Consider the following 14,245-nt stretch of genomic DNA (forward strand, 5'->3'; position numbering starts at 1 on the left):
AATGAGCACCGCCCGTCCCTCCCGCTGGGAGCAGAAGGTCGCCGCCGACCCGTCCCACTCCACCTGGTACGTCGAGAGGTTCCGCAGCATGGCCGCCGAGGGCGCCGACCTCGCCGGCGAGGCGCGTCTCGTCGACGCGATGCTGCCCCGCGGCTCGCGCGTGCTCGACGCGGGCTGCGGCCCGGGCCGCGTGGGCGCGGAGCTCGCGGCGCGCGGGCACACCGTGGTCGGCGTGGACGTCGACCCGGTGCTGGTCGACGCGGCGCGCGCCGACCACCCGGGCCCGGACTGGCGCGTCGGGGACCTCGCGGAGCTCGACCTGCCCGCGGAGGGCGTCGCCGAGCCGTTCGACGCGATCGTGTGCGCGGGCAACGTCATGACGTTCCTCGCGCCGGGCACGGAGATCGAGGTGCTCCGGCGGTTCGGGGCGCACCTCGCGCCGGGCGGCCGGGCGGTCGTCGGGTTCGGCGCCGGACGCGGGTACGCGCACGACGTGTTCCTGGCCGACGTCGCGACCGCGGGCCTGCGCGTCGACCTCGCGCTCGCGACGTGGGACCTGCGCCCGTACTCCCCCGGTGCGGACTTCCTCGTCGCCGTGCTCTCCGCGTCGTGAGCGCCGCACGACGCACCGGCGGCCTGCTCCTCGCCCTGGGCCTGCTCGCGGCGGTGGTGGCGTGCACCGGCAGCGCCGAACCGTCCGAGCCCGCCCCGGCGCCCGACGCGCTCGCGTCCTACGCGGACGCGGGCCAGGCGCTCCGCGCCGACGTCCAGGACGTGTTCGGCGCCGACGGCTGGACCGACGGCCACGGCCCCGCGGCGACGGAGCAGGACGACGGCCGCTGCGTCGTCTTCCTCCAGGACGCCCACGCGACGCGTGCCGGCGCGTCGCCCTACGACCGCCTCGAGGACGTCCCGGACGCGATCGCCTCCACGCTCGCGGAGCACGGCTTCGGCGAGCCCTCGGACGTCGTGCACCCCGAGCACGGGGGGTCGGCGCACGTCGAGGCCGAGGACCCGGCCGGGTGGTCGGTCCGCGTGGCCGTCGACGGCGACGTCGTACGGCTCGACCTGTCCGGACCCGTCGCGCTCGACCCGTGCGACGAGGCCGGCCTGCCGGCGCTCGGCTGACGGCGCACCGTGCCCTCGTACCGCGTCAGCCTCGCCGTCGGGCTGCTGCGCCCCGGCGCCGACCCGGAGTCGGTCCTTCCCGCGGCGGTCGCCGCGGGCCGCGGGCGGACGACCGTCGAGGCGTACGACGTCGGCGTCGTGCGCGGCGAGGCGCGGATCACGGTCCGCTTCCTCGCCGACGGCGACGAGGCGGCGCACGAGGTGGCGCGCGCGGTGGAGGCCGGTGTGCGGGCCCTCGCGGCGACGTCGGGCCGCCGGCTGACCCGCCGGTGGGGCGCGCGCTGGTACCCGGCGTGACCTGCGCGACCCGGTCGGCGGTCGGCACGCGCGGACAGGCGGCTCCGCGCAGGGTGACCAAGGGCCTCACACAACCTACGCAACCGTAGGTTACGGTGGCGTAGTGAACATGCTGGCGACGAGGCCCTGGACGTCCCGCTACGCACCGGGCGTCCCGGCCGACGTGGAGATCCCCGACGAGCCGGTCACCGCTGCCCTCACCGCGGCCGCGGGCCGGTGGCCCGAGCGCGTCGCGGTCGACTTCTTCGGCGCGACGAGCACCTACGCGCACCTCGCCGCCGAGGTGGAGCGCGCGGCCGGCGCCCTGCACGACCTCGGCGTGCGACGCGGCGACCGCGTCGCGATCGTCCTGCCGAACTCGACGTCGCACGTCGTCGCGTTCTACGCGGTGCTGCGCCTCGGCGCGGTCGTCGTCGAGCACAACCCGACCTACACCGCCGACGAGCTCGCGCACCAGCTCGCCGACTCGGGCGCGAGCGTCGCCCTCGTGTGGACCAAGGCCGTGCCCGCCGTCCTGGAGGCGCGGGAGGGCAGCGAGCACCCGACGCCGGAGCTCCGCACGGTCGTCGCGGTCGACCTCGCGCGCGACCTGCCCACCGCCTCGCGGCTCGCCCTGCGCCTGCCCGTGGCGCGCGCCCGCGCCCAGCGCGACGCGCTGCGCGGGCCGGTCCCCCCGGGCGTGGCCGACTGGCACGACCTCGTCCGGCGCGCCCGCCGCCTGCCCCCGGGGCTCCCCCACCCCACCGCCGACGACGTGGCGCTCATCCAGTACACGGGCGGCACCACGGGCACGCCCAAGGGCGCCGTCCTCACGCACCGCAACCTCGTCGCGAACGTCGTGCAGGGCCAGGCGTGGGCCGCGTTCACGGAAGGCGAGGAGGTCGTCTACGGCGTCCTGCCGTTCTTCCACGCGTTCGGCCTGACGTTCTGCCTCACCCTGCCGGCACGGATCGGCGCGACCCTCGTCGCGTTCCCGAAGTTCGACCCCCAGGCGTTCGTCGCCGCGCAGTCGCGCCGGCCCGCCACCTTCCTCCCGGGCGTCGCGCCGATGTTCGACCGGATCGTCGCGGCCTCGGGTGCGCCCTCCGGTGAGGACGTCACGGGCCGGGCGGCGACGCGCCGGACGGACCTGTCGTCGATCCGGCTGGCGTTCGCCGGGGCGATGCCGATCACGGCCGAGACCGCGCAGCGCTGGGAGGACGCCACGGGCGGCCTGCTCATCGAGGGCTACGGCATGACGGAGACGTCGCCGATCGCGCTCGGCAACCCGTGCTCCGACGACCGCCGCCCCGGGACCCTCGGCCTGCCGTTCCCGAGCACCGACATCCGCGTCGTCGACGCCGAGGCGCTCGACGCGGGAGACCTGCGCGACGCGGAGCCCACGGCTCCAGAGCAGGTGGACGGTGACGTCCCCACCGTCCGGGGCGAGCTCCTCGTCCGCGGCCCGCAGGTCTTCCAGGGCTACTGGCAGCGCCCCGACGAGACCGCGGGCCAGCTCCTCGACGACGGCTGGCTGCGCACGGGGGACGTCGTGGAGGTACCGCTCGACGGCCCCGACGCCGGCACGGTGACCCTCGTCGACCGCATCAAGGAGATGATCGTCACCGGCGGGTTCAAGGTGTACCCGTCGCAGGTCGAGGAGCACCTGCGGCAGATGCCCGGCGTGCGCGACGTCGCCGTCGTGGGGCTCCCCGGCGCGGGCTCGGACGAGCAGGTCGCCGCGGTCCTCGTCCTGGACGAGGCGCCCGGTGGTCCGGCCGGGGCCGACGACGGCGGGTCGCCGCCGCGCGTCGACCTCGCCGCGGTCCGGGAGTGGGGCGAGAAGCGCCTCGCCCGGTACGCGCTGCCGCGGACGCTCGCCGTCGTGCCGGAGCTGCCGCGCTCGCAGATCGGCAAGGTCCTGCGCCGCGTGGTGCGCGAGGACCTCCTCGGCCGCGACGACGTCGAGCGCCACCGCGGCTGACGGCGGGGCGGCCGCCGGTTGGCCGGCAGAGGTGCCGCCGGTTCGCCGCCGGCACGCACCCGCCGTAACCTGTCTGGCGTCGTTGGCGACGTCCGCGACGCAGGTGGCGGGCGCCGTCGGGCCCTACCATCCGTCGCCCCTGAGGAGGCCCCGTGCCCGAGTCCGCCCCACCCACCGCCCTGCCGCACGTCGTGGTGGTCGGCGCCGGGTTCGCCGGTCTCGCCGTGGTCAAGGAGCTCGCGAAGGCCCCGGTGCGCGTGACGCTCGTCGACCGCCGGGTCTACAACACGTTCCAGCCGCTGCTGTACCAGGTGGCGACGGGCGGGCTGAACCCGGGCGACGTCACGTACTTCCTGCGCGGGCTGCGGCTCAAGCAGAAGAACGTGCGGGTCGTGCACGAGCACCTCGTCGGCATCGACCACGAGGGGCGGCGCATCCGGCTCCTCAACGACGAGTGGGTCGGCTACGACTACCTCGTGCTCGCCAACGGCGTCACGGCGAACTTCTTCGGCACCCCGGGCGCCAAGGAGAACTCGTTCCCCATGTACTCGCGGTCGCAGGCGATGAAGATCCGGGACACGCTCTTCGTCCGGCTCGAGAAGGCGGCGTCGACGCCCGGCACCGATGACGGGCTGCGGGTCGTGGTCGTGGGCGGCGGCGCGACGGGCGTCGAGGTCGCCGGGGCGCTCGCCGAGCTGCGCACCGCCGGGCTGCGGCCCGCATACCCCGAGATCCACGGCGACGCGTTCGAGGTGAAGATCGTCCAGCGCGGCGCCGAGGTGCTCAAGTCCTTCGACCCGCGGCTGCGCCGCTACGCGGCCGACGAGCTGCGTCGTCGCGACGTGAGCCTGCACCTCGGGGCCGGCGTCGCGGAGGTCCTGCCGGACGCCGTCGTGCTGACCGACGGCACGCGCATCCACTCCGACCTCACCGTCTGGTCGGCGGGCGTCAGCCCGCACGAGGAGGTCGACGACTGGGGCCTGCCGCGCGGTGAGGGCGGGCGCGTCGTCGTCGGTGACGACCTGCAGGTCGAGGGCCTGTCCGGGGTGTTCGCCGCGGGCGACATCGCCGTCTCGCCCGCCGGGCTGCCGCAGCTCGCGCAGCCCGCGATCCAGTCCGGCACCCAGGTCGGGCGCAACATCCGGGCGCTCGTCGACGGGCGCCCGACGACGCCCCTGCGCTACTTCGACAAGGGCACCATGGCCGTCATCGGGCGACGCGCGGCGATCGCCGAGGTCGTCGGGAAGGTGCGCCTCACGCGCGGGGTCGCCTGGCTCGCCTGGTTGTTCGTGCACATCATGGGTCTCATCGGGCCGCGCAACCGCCTGACGACGCTCGCCGGCCTGGTCACCCGGTACGGGTTCCCGTTCCACCGCCGCCCCATCCCCATCGTCGGCGACGTGCCGACGATCCGTCCTCCGAAGAAGCCTGCCGGCAGGAATCGTCCGGACATCGCGGACAGGTCCGCCTGAACCACCCCGCCGCGCGCTCGCGGGTGTGGCGCCTCGCGTACCCTCGGAGGCGCAGGGCGCGACCGCGTGGTCGTCCCGCTGATCGGGGGTAGTGGTGCTGGACGTGGTGCGCCGTGGCGCGGTGGTCGCGGCGGTCGTGGTCGCCGTCGGCGTGCTGGGCGCCTGCAAGGCGCCGGCCTGGCCGGGGACCCCGACGCCCGGACCGTCTCCGTCGACGAGCCCGACCGGCACCCCGTCGGCAGAACCCACCGGAGAGCCGACGACCACGCCGACCACCGACCCGTCGGACCCGTCCCTCCCGGGGGGCAGCGACGGCGTCGAGGTGCGCGTCGAGATCGAGCCGGGCTACAGCATGCCGAACCTCGTCGAGTCGTCGCTCAAGCAGGCCCGGCGCACGCTCGAGCAGCAGGGCGCGACCACCGTGCGCGTCGTCGACGCCCGCCGCGGCGACGCCGTCGCGGGCCAGGCGAACGGCTGGACCGTGTGCGGGCACGAGCCCGCCGCGGGGAGCTTCACCCTGGAGTCCGTCGAGGTCGTGCTCGCCGCGGCGCCGAACGCTCGCCAGTGTCCCTGACCTCGCCCTGAGCCGCCCTGCGCCAAGGACGACCCGTCGACCTCTCGACGGCGTTCCCGGCAACGCCTACGCTCACGATCACACGAGTCCTCGCACCGTCGCGTCTCGTGTGCGACCCGGCTGACCCCTCGGCACGACCGGGGGCGGCCTGCGAGGGCCACTGCCGAGGAGGATGCGTGAGACCACGAACGTTCGTCCCGTCCGCAGCCGCCGCGAGCCTCGTGCTCGCGGTCCTGTCCGCCGCGCCGGTGGGCGCTGCCCCCGCCGACGCCCTGCGCGCCGCCGCCGACCCGCTCCCGCTCGAAGACCTCGTCACCGGCGACGCGGTCATGGACCGCCTGGAGGAGCTGCAGGCCATCGCCGACGCGAACGGCAACAGCCGTGCGCTCGAGACTCCCGGGTACGAGGCCAGCGCCGTGTACGTCGAGGAGGCCCTGACGGCCGCGGGCTACACGCCCGAGCGCCAGTACTTCACGTTCGAGGACCTCGTGGTGGACGAGCTGTCGCTCACGGCGGCGGGCGTCGCGCCGGCCGACGACCTCTACGCCGCGGAGTTCTCCCCCGCCACCCCGGACGACGGTGTCACGGGGCCGATCGTCCAGCCGGTCGACCAGCTGCGTCAGGGCTGCACGGCCGCCGACTGGGACGGCGTCGACGCGACGGGCTCCGTCGCGCTCGTCAGCCGCGGCGCGTGCGCGTTCTCGGTCAAGGTCACGAACGCCATGGCCGACGGGGCCGTCGCCGTGATCCTCTACAACAACGTCGACGAACCGCTGAACCCGACGCTCGGGGCCGCGGGCGCGTGGGTCCCGACCGTCGGTCTCTCGCTGTCGGACGGCCAGGCGATCCTCGCCGCGCTCGAGGGGGGCGCCGCCGCCGAGGCGACCTACGACTACCAGTTCCACGTCGACGAGTTCGAGACGTTCAACGTGCTCGCCCAGACGCCGGGCGGCCGGACCAACAACGTCGTCATGGCCGGCGCGCATCTCGACGGCGTCGAGGAGGGCCCGGGCATCAACGACAACGGGACGGGCTCGATGGCGATCCTCGAGGTCGCGGTGCAGCTCGCCGCCGCCGCGGAGACCGACGGCTGGCCGGACAACGCGGTCCGGTTCGCGTGGTGGGGCGCCGAGGAGGTCGGGCTCGTGGGGTCGACGCACTACGTCGACGACCTCGTCGCGAACGACCCCGCGGCGCTCGACGACATCGCGACGTACCTGAACTTCGACATGGTCGGGTCGCCGAACTACATCATCGGCGTGTACGACGCGGACGAGTCGACGTACGAGGCGCCCGTCGAGGTGCCGGCGGGCTCGCCGGAGACCGAGGACGTCTTCACGGACTACTTCGACCAGATCGGCCAGCCGTGGGTCGACACCGAGTTCTCCGGCCGCTCCGACTACCAGGCCTTCATCAACAACGGCGTCCCGTCGTCGGGCCTGTTCACCGGGGCCGACGGCCAGAAGACGGCCGAGGAGGTCGCCCTGTTCGGCGGCACCGAGGGCATCAACTACGACCCGAACTACCACTCGCCGCAGGACACGATCGACAACGTGGACCCGACCGCGCTCGACATCATGTCGCGCGCGATCGCCCACGCGGTCGCGTCCCTCGCCGACGACACGTTCGCGGTCAACGGCGCGGGCAACCCCGAGCTCACCGCGCTCACCGCGGAGACCCGCTGCGTGAACGGCACGGCGGTCGTCGCGGTGCGCGCGACGAACGACGAGACCGGGTGGGCCGACGTGCGGATCGCGACGGACTTCGGACAGAAGAAGTTCACGAAGGTCGGGGCGGGGAAGAACGCGTACCAGTCGTTCAGCACCCGTTCGGCGTCGGTCGAGGCGGGCAGCGCCACGGTGAGCGCCTACCGCTGGAACGACGGCGACCCGCGGCACCAGTACTACGACGTGCCGTACGACGCGATCAGCTGCGGCTGACGCCGCGGGCCGAGCGCGGGGACCGGTGTTCCCGTGCTCGGCCTGCGCCCTCTACGCTGTCGCGGGGTCACCCCCGGTCGAGACCGCTGCCCGACGGCGCGGGCCGGGGGCGCAGGGGAGGCGGCGGTGATGGCGAGAGGACCGTTCGCACCGCGCGACCGGCACGACCGCACGGCTGCGGGCACGGCGGCGGACGGCGTTGCGCCACCGGACGAGGCGTCACCCGGCGCGGACGACCTCGTCGCCGCGTGGGTCGCGCGTGCGATCTCGCTCTATCCCCGGCCCACGCACCCCGTCGCGCACGAGTGGGACGCCTCCGTCCAGGGACTCGTGCGCACGATCCCGTACGTGCCGCGCGTCGCGACCCGCCCGCTCGGGCTGCTGGACCGCTTCGGGGCCGTGACCGTGGGTCCGTCGCAGGTCGGGCTCGACGGCGCCGACGTCGACTGGGACCGTGTGGTCGAGATCCGCACGGAGCCGGCCTGGACCAGCCTGTCCGCCGAGGCGCTCGAGGTGAACCTCGCGCAGTACCTCACGTTCCTGCCGCCGGTGCCGGGCCGGGGCTGGGTCGTGCGGAAGCTCGGCGAGCTCCTGTTCTCCCTCTACCTCGCCGTCCTGCCGCCCGATCTCGACGCGCCGAACCCGTCACCGGGCGCACCCGACGCACCGCACGACCCCGACGCACCCGAGACGGCCCCGGAGCCGTGGGGCGCCCCGCACGACCTCCTGCGGGTGCGCGCGGTGACCCAGATCCTCTACCACCGACGCTTCGGGCAGGGCGAGACACGGGCGAGCGCGACCTCCGTGCTGCTGCAGCTCGCGCTGCCCGAGTCGACCGACGTGATCCTCCGCACCGCCGCCGACCGCGGCGTGCCCGTCGTCCACGTCGCCGTCGACGAGACCCGGATCGGGTCCGTCGCCGCGCGCGGCGCGCAGTGGCGCGCGACGGCGCTCGCGCTGCGCGAGCGGATCGCCCGGCGCGCCTGACCGCACGCAGCACGCCCGCCGAGCCGCTCGGCGAGCTGCCGGCGATCGGCGCGCTACTCCGCGAGGACCTCGAGGATCGGCGAGTCGCCGGCGGTGAACCGCACGAACCGGCCGACGGTCGCGGGCGAGCGCAGCACCTGCGACACGACCATCGCGACGTCGGCCCGGGAGACCTGCGACGCCGCGCCCTCCGGTGTCTCGGCGTCGTCCGCGAGGACCGTGATCGCGCCGGTCGGGTCGTCGTCGGTCAGCGTTCCCGGCCCGAGGATCGTCCAGTCGAGGCCCGTGCTGCGCAGGTGGTCGTCCGCGGCCAGCTTCGCGTCGGCGTACGCGAAGAAGCTGTTGTCCTCCGGGACTCCATGGTCGGGGACCGAACCGATCCACGACACCATGACGTAGCGACGGACCCCCGCCGACGCCGCGGCATCCATCGACCGGACGGCGGCGTCGCGGTCGACGGCATAGGTGCGCGCCGGATCACCGCCCCCCGCTCCGGCCGACCAGACGACGGCGTCGAACCCGCCGAGCGCCGCGGCGATCTGCTCGGTCGACGCGTTCTCGACGTCCAGCAGGACGGGCTCCGCGCCGAGGGAGCGGACGAGCGGCACCTGCTCCTCGCGCCGCACGACTCCCGCCGCGTGCTCACCGCGGTCCGCGAGGATCGGCAGGAGCAGCCGACCGACCTTGCCGTGCGCTCCGATGACGGCGACCTTCATGGGACGTCCTTCCGTGTGGTTGCTGGGTGACGCTCCACCGTGGCCCGGGCGCGCGCCGGCCGCCACCCGGGTGGCCGCTCAGGCGCGCGGCGCGGGGGCGTGGATGCCGCGAGGCACCCAGCCGAGCACGCCCGAGCGGCCCAGGAGGTCCGCCGCGTACCACGCGGTCGCGAGCCACATCTCGGTGCCCTGGAGGCTCGGCAACCCGTCGGGGGCTCCCGACGCGGTGCTGCCCCGAGCCGTCCGGAACCCCTCCGGGGCGAACGCCAGGCCCTCCGGCGTCCAGCGCGCCGCGATCCCGTCGAGCACGTGGCGCGCGACGTCGTCCGCCTCGCCCGTCCGGTAGCGGTCGGCGCCGCACCGGCGCGCCCACCACAGCAGGTGCACGACGTCGAGCGCGTCGCACGCGGTGACGCGCGGCGCGTCGAGCACCCCGCCGGACGCGTGCCGCAGGACCGAGTCCGTGAGCTCGCGCCCGAGCCCGAGGGGCGTCCCCCACTGCGCGAACGTGCCGCGCACGAGCCGGTACGTCCCGTTGACCGCTTCGCGCCACCCGTCGGCCGCGCGCGGGGCGCCCCACAGCCCGGTCATCGGGTCGCGGTGCTCGACGAGCCACCCGACGAGCGCCTCCCGCACCCCGGCCGGCACCTCGACGCCGGCCTCGCGAGCGAACGTCAGCACTGTCCCGACGGTGTCGACCGTCGAGCCCGCGCCCCACGCGTTCGTGGCCCACGGCAGCGCCCCGAGCCTGCGCACGACCTCAGCGGCGCTCGCGCCCACGGACGGGACGACGGGCAGCGACGCGCCGAGCAGGTCGAGCGCGTAGCCCACGCACAGCACGTGGTAGGCGGTCGCGCCACCGGCCCACGCGCCGTCGGGCCCGTCGCCGTCGGGCCGCACGCCGTCGGGCCGCGCGCCGTCGGGCACAGGACCGGCTCCCTGCCCGAGCTCGGGGATCGTGCCTCCAGCACCGACCAGACCCGTGAGGCGCCGGACCTGCTCCTCGCGCGAGAGGCCGGCGGGGACGCCGCCCACGAGCGCCGCGAGCTCGACGGCGTCGCAGTGGGCACGCACCGTCGGCGGGGTCCCGGGTGCGTCGCGGTGGTGCGCGCCGTCGAAGGAGCGCTCGACGAGCGCGGGCAGGTTGGCCAGGACCTCGGACCCGAGGCTCTCGAGCCGGCGCGCGCGCTCGTCGTCACGGTCCGGTCGCCGACCGGTCGCGACGTCGGGTGAGGTGGCGGGTCGGGATGCCGGTGCGGCGGCAGGCGCCGGCGCGCGTACAGGGCCCGCCGCGGGCCGCTCGCCCGTGCGGCGGTCACGGACGACGCGCGCGGGGTTGCCGACCGCCACGGCGTCCGCGGGCACATCGCGCGTGACGACGGCGCCCGCGCCGATGACCGCGTGGTCGCCCACGGTGACGCCGTCGAGGATCACGACGTGCGCACCGACCCACACGTCGTCGCCGATCGTGATGCCGCGCGACGTGAGGCCCTGCCGGAACACGGGCACGTCCACGCGGTCGAACGCGTGGTCGAAGCCGAGGACGCTCGTGTGGCTGCCGATGCGCACGGCGTCACCGATCGTCACGCGGCCGCGGATCGCGGCGGAGACGTTGACGGAGCAGTCCGCCCCGATCGCGACGTCGCCCGTGACGTGCGCGTGCGCCGCGACGTAGCTGCGGTCGCCGAGGGCGAGGGAGTCGGCGTCGACGTCCGCGAGGCCGGACACGACGCAGCCGTCACCGATCGTGTGGCCGGCCGCCCGGAGGGTCGCGACGCGCTCGTCGTTGGCCTCGCGCTGCTCCGGCGAGGCGGTGGTGTCGAAGGTCCAGGGGGCGAAGTCGGGGGTCAGCGGGCCGGGCACGCGCACCAGGCTCGCACAGGCGTCCGGGACCGACGTCGGCCGCGGCGGAAGCGAACGGAAACGGTCACGCGGGACCGGCCGTCCCGTCGGCGGCGTGCGGCAGACTGTGCCCGTGCCCGGATTCGCCGTCGTCGACCTCGAGACCACCGGGTTCTCCCCTCGTCTCGGTGACCGGGTCGCCGAGGTCGCCGTCGTCCTGGTCGACGACGCGGGCCAGGTCGAGGACGAGTGGTGCACCCTGGTCAACCCCGGGCGCGACCTGGGACCGCAGCACGTGCACGGCATCGCGGCCGCCGACGTCGCGCTCGCGCCGGCGTTCGACCGCGTCGCCCCGGCGTTGCTGCGGCTCCTCGACGGCCGGGTCCTCGTCGCGCACAACGCGTCGTTCGACACGCGCTTCCTGCGCGCTGAGCTCGGCCGCGCGGGCGTCGCCGCGGCGATCGACCCGCTCGCGTGCGTGTGCACGCAGCAGCTCGCCGGGCGCTGGCTCACCGGGTCGCGCAGCCTCGCGGCGTGCTGCGCGACCGTGGGTGTCGCGCACGACGGCGTGCACTCGGCCCTCGGGGACGCGCGCGCCACGGCCGGGCTGCTCGCGCACTACCTCGACGTCGCGCGGGACGACGAGTGCTGGGACGTCGCCCGTGCCGCGGCGGACGGCGTGTGCTGGACCCTGCCGCCGTCGCTCGACGTCGAGCCCGTGCGGCGCGGCGCGAGCCGGCTCCACGGCCACTGGCTCGCGGCCCTGGACGACCCGACGGCTCGGGAGAGTCCCGGGACGGCGGAGGAGTACCTCGCGCTGCTCGACCTCGCGCTGCTCGACCGGTACGTGTCGCACACGGAGCGCAGCGCTCTGGTGGACGCCGCCCGACGGGCCGGGCTCGGACGGTCGGACGTCGAGCGGCTGCACCGCGACCACCTCGCGACGCTCGCGCGCGACGTCCTCGACGGCGCCGGGTCGTCGGTACTCGGCGAGCGGGTCGACGATGCCGGCGTGCTCGACGCCCTGGCGGCGGACCCGACGCTGCACGAGGTCGCCGGCCAGCTCGGGTTCGACGCGGACGACGTCCTCGCCGCGTCCCAGTCCGCGCTCGGGGCGCGGCTCGTGGACGAGGCGAGCGGCGGCGTCAGGCCCAGGGAACGGTTCGCCCTGGCTCCCGGGGACGAGGTCGTGCTCACGGGGTCGATGCGCCGCACGCGCCCCGCGTGGGAGGACGCCGTGCGCCGGGCGGGCCTCGCGCCGTGGGCGTACGTGACGCGCCGGACGCGGCTCGTCGTCACGGCGGACCCGGACTCGTTGTCGACCAAGGCCCGGACGGCGCGGCGCTACGGCATCCCGATCGTCACGGAGGACGCGTTCGCCCGGCTGCTCGACGAGGTCGGGCGCACCACGGAAGGGGTCGCTCGCTCGGCCTGAGCGCCCACCCGTTGAGTGCTGGGTATCTGTCGTCCGGGCAGAGCACAGACGACAAATACCCAGCACTCAACGGGCCGGGCGGGCTCGGCGCTGCGGGACGTGCGGCCAGCGGGGAGGCTGTCCCCATGAGTCCCGACGCTCCCGTCGACGTCGACACCCTGCTCGACGAGCTGTACGCGCTCCCGCTCGAGCAGTTCGTCGTCGCGCGGACCGCGGCGTCGAAGCGCATCAAGGCGTCGGGCGACGCCGTCGGTGCCGAGCGGGTCGGCCGGCTCCCCAAGCCGACGGTCGCCGCGTGGGTCGTCAACCAGGTGGCGCGCGAGCACCCCGAGGAGGTCGCGGCGCTCGTCGCGATCGGCGACGAGCTGCGCGACGCGACCGAGGACCGCGACCGGTCCCGGATCACGGCGCTCGACCGGTTGCGGCGTGAGCGGGCCGAGGCGCTCGTCGGGACCGTCCGGAAGGCCGGGGAGGTGGCCGGGCGCGCGGTCTCCGCGAGCGCCGTCGACCGCCTCGCCGAGACGCTGACGGCGGCCGTCATGGACCCCGACGCGGGCGCCGTCGTGCAGGCCGGGCGCCTGAGCCAGGCGCTGCAGCACGTCGGGTTCGGGATCGTCGACGAGGGCGGGGAGCCCGCGGACGTCGTCACGCTGCACGTGGTGGGCGACGACGGCGCGCTCGGCCCGGCGCGGAAGGGTCGCCGCGGCAGCGGGAGTGGGAAGGCGGGCGGGGGTACGAAGGCCGGCGGCGACGGCAGTGGCGCGGAGCCCGAGCCCCCGGAGGCGGAGGAGCCGGACCCGCTCGCCGAGGCCGAGCGCGCGGTCGAGGAGACCGCGGCCGAGGTGGACCGGCTCGAGGCCGCCCGCGACGAGGCGGACGCCCGGGCGCGCGAGGCGAGCGACGCCGTCGGGCAGGTGGAGGACGACCTCGGTCGCATCGAGGACGAGCTCGCCCGACTGGCGGACGAGCGCGACGAGGCCCGTGCCCGGCTGGAGGCCGCGCGTGCCGCGCAGGACGAGGCGCAGTCCGGGCTCGAAGCGGCCGACGACGCGCTCGAGGCCGCCGAGGAGCGCGCCGCCGAGGCGCGCAAGGCGCGGCGGGCGGCCCGGCGCCGGTGACCCCCGCTGCGGCTCGCGCACGGCGTCGCTGATCCTGCTCGCCCCGACCGGACGCCGATCCGGTGAGTGCCGCCGTTCGTCGTGCGCGAACGCGGGATTGAGTCCCGATCGCTCAAGGTTGACCCCGTCAGACGCCGCGGGCTCACCGCGGCAGCAGACCCGGAGGAGTCACCATGACCACCACCCTCACCCCGATCCCGTTCGGCGCCCTGGCCGCTGACCGTCTCGTCCGCGACCTGTGGACGCGTCCCGTCGCCCCCGCGCAGCGGAGCGGCTACGCGCCGGCCGCCGACGTCTACCGCGACGGCGACGACCTCGTCGCCCGCTTCGACCTGCCGGGCGTCGACCCCGAGCGCGACGTGACCGTCGAGCTCGAGGGTCGCCGGCTCGTCGTGCGCGGCGAGCGTCGTGACCAGCGCGTCGTCGAGGCGCCCGAGGCCGCCGAGGGCTCCGAGGCGACCGACGGCCCCGTGGAGGCTCCCGCCGCGGAGAAGCCGGTCGGCCGCCACATCCGCGAGGTGCGGTTCGGCGAGTTCCGCCGCACCGTCACGCTGCCGAAGGCGGCTGACGCCGACGCCGTCCGCGCGTCCTACGACGCGGGCGTGCTCACCGTGACCGTCGCCGGCGTGTTCGCCGGCCGTGCGCCGCAGCGCATCGAGGTCACGCGCGCGGCCTGACGCCGCGCCACCTGCTCCGGCCGCGCTCCGCCCCTGGCGCCGCCGGACCCCCGACGGGCCGGTACCTCCCGAGGTACCGGCCCGTCGTCGTGCCCG

At 75.8% G+C, this 14,245-nt stretch carries 13 protein-coding genes; 11 read left to right on the forward strand and 2 right to left on the reverse strand.

What is annotated here, in order from left to right; translation table 11 throughout:
- The first annotated feature begins 1 nt into the window (after window position 1).
- From V5D56_RS01740 to V5D56_RS01775, 8 genes are all read left to right on the forward strand, one after another.
- Complete coding sequence (locus V5D56_RS01740) at window positions 2-613, forward strand: class I SAM-dependent methyltransferase (RefSeq protein WP_435737344.1); 612 nt, start codon at window positions 2-4, stop codon at window positions 611-613.
- Window positions 610-1,128, forward strand: coding sequence for a hypothetical protein (locus V5D56_RS01745; RefSeq protein ID WP_435737345.1), 519 nt, complete (start codon window positions 610-612; stop codon window positions 1,126-1,128). The genes V5D56_RS01740 and V5D56_RS01745 overlap by 4 nt, the downstream gene beginning before the upstream one ends.
- 9 nt (window positions 1,129-1,137) lie before the next feature.
- Window positions 1,138-1,425 carry a hypothetical protein gene (locus tag V5D56_RS01750; protein ID WP_435737346.1) on the forward strand — a complete coding sequence of 96 codons (288 nt, stop codon included), beginning with the start codon at window positions 1,138-1,140 and terminating at the stop codon, window positions 1,423-1,425.
- A 109-nt stretch (window positions 1,426-1,534) separates the two neighbouring features.
- Entirely contained in the window at window positions 1,535-3,388 is a 1,854-nt protein-coding gene (locus tag V5D56_RS01755; RefSeq protein WP_435737347.1) for an AMP-binding protein, read from the forward strand.
- 152 nt (window positions 3,389-3,540) lie between these two features.
- On the forward strand, window positions 3,541-4,860 hold the full coding sequence (locus V5D56_RS01760) for an NAD(P)/FAD-dependent oxidoreductase (RefSeq protein WP_435737348.1): 1,320 nt from the start codon (window positions 3,541-3,543) through the stop codon (window positions 4,858-4,860).
- Window positions 4,861-4,963: 103 nt separating this feature from the next.
- The gene (locus V5D56_RS01765) at window positions 4,964-5,434 is read left to right on the forward strand and encodes a hypothetical protein (RefSeq protein WP_435737349.1); all 471 of its coding nucleotides are present in this window, start codon (window positions 4,964-4,966) and stop codon (window positions 5,432-5,434) included.
- 176 nt (window positions 5,435-5,610) lie between these two features.
- Window positions 5,611-7,374, forward strand: coding sequence for a M20/M25/M40 family metallo-hydrolase (locus V5D56_RS01770; RefSeq protein ID WP_435737350.1), 1,764 nt, complete (start codon window positions 5,611-5,613; stop codon window positions 7,372-7,374).
- 129 nt (window positions 7,375-7,503) lie between these two features.
- Window positions 7,504-8,361 carry a hypothetical protein gene (locus tag V5D56_RS01775; protein ID WP_435737351.1) on the forward strand — a complete coding sequence of 286 codons (858 nt, stop codon included), beginning with the start codon at window positions 7,504-7,506 and terminating at the stop codon, window positions 8,359-8,361.
- Window positions 8,362-8,414: 53 nt separating this feature from the next.
- Here the strand turns inward: V5D56_RS01775 and V5D56_RS01780 are convergent, their stop codons facing one another.
- Both V5D56_RS01780 and V5D56_RS01785 read right to left on the reverse strand, forming a co-directional pair.
- Entirely contained in the window at window positions 8,415-9,077 is a 663-nt protein-coding gene (locus V5D56_RS01780) for an SDR family oxidoreductase (RefSeq protein WP_435737352.1), read from the reverse strand.
- A 78-nt stretch (window positions 9,078-9,155) separates the two neighbouring features.
- Entirely contained in the window at window positions 9,156-10,940 is a 1,785-nt protein-coding gene (locus V5D56_RS01785) for an acyltransferase (RefSeq protein ID WP_435737353.1), read from the reverse strand.
- A 112-nt stretch (window positions 10,941-11,052) separates the two neighbouring features.
- Between V5D56_RS01785 and V5D56_RS01790 the strand changes: the two genes are divergently transcribed.
- The 3 genes from V5D56_RS01790 (at window position 11,053) to V5D56_RS01800 (ending at window position 14,149) form a co-directional block, all read left to right on the forward strand.
- Window positions 11,053-12,354, forward strand: coding sequence for an exonuclease domain-containing protein (locus tag V5D56_RS01790; protein WP_435737354.1), 1,302 nt, complete (start codon window positions 11,053-11,055; stop codon window positions 12,352-12,354).
- A 125-nt stretch (window positions 12,355-12,479) separates the two neighbouring features.
- Window positions 12,480-13,472 (forward strand): hypothetical protein, encoded by a 993-nt coding sequence (locus V5D56_RS01795; protein ID WP_435737355.1) that lies wholly within the window; start codon window positions 12,480-12,482, stop codon window positions 13,470-13,472.
- Window positions 13,473-13,645: 173 nt separating this feature from the next.
- A complete protein-coding gene (locus tag V5D56_RS01800; protein WP_435737356.1) occupies window positions 13,646-14,149 on the forward strand; it encodes an Hsp20/alpha crystallin family protein in 504 nt (167 codons plus the stop codon).
- Window positions 14,150-14,245: the final 96 nt, after the last annotated feature.

It is taken from the genome of Cellulosimicrobium sp. PMB13 (assembly GCF_051294865.1).
In the GTDB taxonomy this organism is placed as follows: Bacteria; Actinomycetota; Actinomycetes; order Actinomycetales; family Cellulomonadaceae; genus Cellulosimicrobium.